The organism is Lutibacter sp. (assembly GCF_013139515.1).
GTDB lineage: Bacteria > Bacteroidota > Bacteroidia > Flavobacteriales > Flavobacteriaceae > Lutibacter.
The window spans coordinates 1-4,720 of the sequence record NZ_WTAR01000104.1; the positions used below are offsets into that span (position 1 = coordinate 1).

The window sequence follows — 4,720 nt, forward strand, 5'->3', positions numbered from 1 at the left end:
TCAAGCGGCAGAAAGCCTAAATGTTACTAATTTAACCGCTTCTACAACTTATTACTGGAAAGTAGTAGTAAAAGATGGTGAAGGTGGACAAACAATTGGCCAAATTTGGAATTTTACTACGGATTAAGTTTCTATTTACTACCAGTAGAATTTACCTAAAATAATAAAAAACCCGTTTAAAAAATTAATTTTAAACGGGTTTAAATTTTTTGAAAGTAAAAATTATTTTACAGCTTCAATAACTTCTTTTGCTTCTTTAACAACTTCTTTTACTTCAGTAGCAGCTTCTTCAACAGTTGTAGCAAGGCTATCAACAACAACCTCAACTTCTTCTTTTACTTCAACAGCAGTTTCTTCAACAACTTCAATAGCTTCTTTTACTTCTTCTTTTTTAGTTTCTTTACAAGAAATAGCAATAACACTAACTAGTGCAACTGCTAATAAAAATTTGATGTGTTTCATTTTAGATTGATTTTTAGATTGATTTATATTATGTACAAAGAAACAATAAATTTATTACAGAAAAAATTTAATTATTCAACTTCTTCAATATCAGTTGTTTTGGTGACTTTGTATAAATCTCCACCAGCAATACCGTTAATTTTATTTATAATTTCATCTTTGTTTATTTCGTTCTCATTATAAGTAAATTGTCCTTTGTTAGTTTCAAAATTCACTTTTGAATACGTAACACCATTTACTTTAGAAAGTTTTGATTGTATTGTTCTAGCACAACCTATTTCACATGTCATACCTTCAATATCAACTTCAATACTTTTATATGAAGCAGCAATTTCAGGCTTTTCAATTTCTGCATCTTTAATTGTTGTATCTTTTTTAACTTCATTACAAGAAATTGCAATAAATAATAATAAAAACATATAGATAATTTTTTTCATAAAAAAATTTTAATTTATTATGCTAATTTACTCACTAAAAGTTTTATTTCCGAATATTTAACCGATTTTTGCATTTTATTTTTAAGATGGAAAACAAATACTTACGCTGGGTTTATTTATTTACACTTTCTATAGTTTGGGGAAGTTCATTTATTTTAATGAAAAGAGCTTTAGTTGGTTTAACGCCAATACAAGTTGGAGCTTTAAGAATATTAATTACTGCAATATTTTTAATCCCTTTTGGAATTAAAAGTTTAATTAAAATTAAGAGAAAACATTGGTATTACTTAGCAATAAGTGGTCTTATAGGTTCATTTTTTCCTGCCTTTTTGTTTGCGTATGCTGTTGAGAAAATAGATAGCTCTATTGCATCTATTTTAAATTCACTAACGCCACTAAACACTTTAATTTTCGGAATTTTATTTTTTGGATTTGGATTTAGAAAAAGACAACTTTTTGGTGTTTTAATTGGATTGATTGGAACAATTTTATTAATTTTAAAAGGTGCTGAATTAAATCCTAATCAAGATTATTTTTATGCAACGTTTATTTTAGTGGCATCAGTTGGATATGCATTTAATGTAAATATTTTAAAGAAACACCTCCATGATTTAGACGCATTTAGTATTACTGTTGGAAATTTTGTTTTATTAATTATTCCAACATTTATAGTGTTGTGGTACACCAACTTTTTTGAAACTTTTGAAGTAACTGAAACTAGTATTAACGGTATTTTGTACTTAACTGTTTTAGCTGTTTTTGGAACCGGTTTAGCAAAAATTATGTTTAATAGATTAATTCAAATATCTAACCCAATATTTTCATCTTCTGTAACCTATACAATTCCAATTGTAGCTATTACTTGGGGAATTTTAGATGGTGAAAAAGTTACACTTATGCAGTTTGCCTCAGGATTAATAATTTTGTTTGGTGTGTATTTGGTTAATAGATCTAAATAAAAAAACGACTCAATTTCTTGAGCCGTTTTTATAATTATATTTTTTGAATTTTTTTATTCAAAATCGCTATCTGAAACACCTTCGTTAATTTTAGCATCAATTAATTTAAATTCTACTGTTTGCGGACCTAAGTTTCCTGTTTTTGTGCCTGGAAATTTAAAACCGTTAAATTCTTTATAGTTGCTAAAAGTAGCTTCTTGATTTTGAGTTCTTCCACCCATATTAATAGTTTGAACTTCTTTAACTTTTAACCCAGTTTCAACATCAAAATAAATTGAAGTTGTAACAATTTCACCTTTTGTTGAAATTACATATGAATCTTTTCCGTCAATAGCTTCAATAGCTGATAATTTTGAACTTTCATTAGCTAAAATTCCTATTTCTGAAAATGTTCCAAGAGCATATGTCATTTCTTTGGCCATTGCCTCTGGAAGTGCTTGCTTATTCATAAAAACACCTGCGTTAGTCATTATAACTTTCATCATAACGTTTCCACCCATGCTTGTTTCATTTAAATATTTAGCGTTCGTTCTTTTTTCAGTTGTTAAAATTGTACTTCCCATCGCACTCGCTTCATAAGTAACAAGCGTACTTTCTAATGCTTTTATTTTTTCAGCACCACCAATTGCATTTAAATAACCATCAATTACAGTTTGTTTTGTAACTCCTGCTGGAATTGGTTTGGTCATTTCTGGTTTTTCAGTTGCGTTTGCACCTTTATCAAAATAATTAATTGTGTATGGTAATTTTTCAAGGTTTGGTAACACATCAAGTGCTTTACCTGTAATAATAATTCTAGCATTATCTGCACTAAAATATTTTTGAGCAACACGTTGAATATCTTCAATTGTTACTGCATTAATTTTAGCTAAGTAGGTTTTGTAAAAATCTTCAGATAAGTTATTGGTTTGAATGTTTAGTGCATATCTAGCAACTGTTTCAGGTTTTTCAATATTTCTAACAAAACTACCAACATAAGTAGCTTTTACAATTTCTAATTCTTCAGCTGTTACTTTAGCTGTGCGAATTCTTGTTAATTCTAACATTGTTTGAATTACAGTACTGTCTGTAACTGCATTTCTAACTTGTGCTCCGGCTGAGAATAAGGCTGCAGTATTTTTGTCTGTTCTAATACCAGATCTTGCGCCATAAGTATAACCATGTGCTTCACGTAAGTTCATATTTAAGTAGCTATTAAAATCGCCACCAAAAATTTGATTTGCTAATAAAACCGCATGATAATCATTATCTGTCATTTTAAAATCAACAGTGCTTAAAACTGTAACATCAGATTGTACTGCGTTAGGCATATCAATAAAGTCAATTTCAGTTTTAGTTATATTATTTACAACTGGTATTGAGTATGCAGGTAATTCTCCTTTTTCCCAATTACTAAAATGTTTTTTAACTAATTTTTTAACTTCTTTAAAGTTAACATCACCTACAATTACTAGGTAAGCATTGTTAGGTTTGAAATAAGTATGGTAAAAATTTTGAACATCGGCAAGTTTAATACTCTCTACAGTTTCTTTTGAAACAAACTCACCATACGGGTGGTTTTTACCATAAGCCAATGCAGATTGGACTCTGTTTGCAACAGTACCAACACTTTTTTCACCCAATTTTATTCCGTCCAGTAAAATATTTACTTCTTTGTCGAAATCTTCTTGTGCAAAAACTGGGTTTTGAGAACCGTCTGCCATTAATTCTAAAATTCTTGGGAAATATTTAGATAATGAATTTAGCCTAGCGCCTTGGCTTGAAAATGACAAGCGGGCTCCTAAATAATCTACTTCTTCATTAAAAGCATCTTTACTTATGTTTTTAGTTCCAGAGCCTATTAAGCTACCTGTTAAATTTGAAACACCTGCTTTATCACCTTCTAAAATTGGATTGTTATCAATTGTTAAAGATGCAGATACACGTGGTAATTTATGATTTTCAACTACTAAAACTTTTAAGCCATTTTTAAGTTCAAAAGTTTCAGGTTTACCTAAATTAATTTTAGGTGAAGGCCCTGGTTTTGGTTGAACAGATCTGTCTACTTGAGCAGATAGAGATAATGTTAAAAATAATAGTGTTATTATTGATATATATTTTGTTTTCATTTGTTGTTGTGGTTTTACGCTTTATCTTTTTTTGGTAAATAATCTAATACTAATCGCTGGTTAGTGTTAAGATATTTTTTAGCAATTTCTCTAATTTCTTCTTTAGTAATAGAATTGTAAATTTCTATTTCCGTATTAATTAAATTTACATCGTCATAAAGCATGTAAAATGTTGCTAATGAACCCGCAATACCTTCAACACTTGAATTTGAATTTACAAATTGATTTTCAAACTTATTTCTTAATTTTTGAAGTTCTTTATCAGAAATTAATTCTGTTTGAATTTTTACAATTTCTTCATCCATTTCAACAACTAAATCATCTAATGTGTTTTCCCCTAAAGGAAGAGCTAATACAATATAAGCTCCATATTCTTCTAATGAATAATTGAAAGCGGCAATTTGCATTGCTTTTTTCTTGTCATCTACTAATTTTTTGTACAATCTAGAACTTTTTCCATCACTTAAAATAGTTGAGATCATATCTAAAACTCTGGCATCTCTTGTAGTCATTGCAGGTGTTCTGTATACCGTAAAAACAGCAGGAATTTGAATATTTGCATCTTCGTCAAAAGTAATATTAATTTCAGATGTGATTGCCTCCTCTTTTGTTACAGTACGTACTATTTCTTCTCCTCTAGGAATTGTTCCAAAATAATCTGCAATTAATTTTTTAGCTGTGGATGTTTCAAAATCACCAGCAACAACTAAAACTGCGTTGTTTGGGATGTAATATTTTTCATTAAAATCTTGAA

Annotated in this window: 5 protein-coding genes; 1 reads left to right on the plus strand and 4 read right to left on the minus strand. The window is 28.9% G+C overall.

What is annotated here, in order from left to right; translation table 11 throughout:
- Nucleotides 1–222 precede the first annotated feature (222 nt).
- Both GQ540_RS09485 and GQ540_RS09490 read right to left on the minus strand, forming a co-directional pair.
- Nucleotides 223–462 carry a hypothetical protein gene (locus GQ540_RS09485; protein WP_291800407.1) on the minus strand — a complete coding sequence of 80 codons (240 nt, stop codon included), beginning with the start codon at nt 460–462 and terminating at the stop codon, nt 223–225.
- Nucleotides 463–533: 71 nt separating this feature from the next.
- Entirely contained in the window at nt 534–899 is a 366-nt protein-coding gene (locus GQ540_RS09490; RefSeq protein ID WP_291800409.1) for a cation transporter, read from the minus strand.
- Nucleotides 900–985: 86 nt separating this feature from the next.
- On the opposite strand from GQ540_RS09490, the gene GQ540_RS09495 reads away from it, so the two are divergent.
- Nucleotides 986–1,858 (plus strand): EamA family transporter, encoded by an 873-nt coding sequence (locus GQ540_RS09495; RefSeq protein WP_291800411.1) that lies wholly within the window; start codon nt 986–988, stop codon nt 1,856–1,858.
- 53 nt (nt 1,859–1,911) lie between these two features.
- On the opposite strand, the gene GQ540_RS09500 is transcribed toward GQ540_RS09495, so the two are convergent.
- Together GQ540_RS09500 and GQ540_RS09505 are read right to left on the minus strand one after the other, a co-directional pair.
- On the minus strand, nt 1,912–3,966 hold the full coding sequence (locus GQ540_RS09500) for a pitrilysin family protein (protein ID WP_291800413.1): 2,055 nt from the start codon (nt 3,964–3,966) through the stop codon (nt 1,912–1,914).
- A 14-nt stretch (nt 3,967–3,980) separates the two neighbouring features.
- The coding region (locus tag GQ540_RS09505) for an insulinase family protein (protein WP_291800415.1) at nt 3,981–4,720 on the minus strand (740 nt) is incomplete at its 5' end.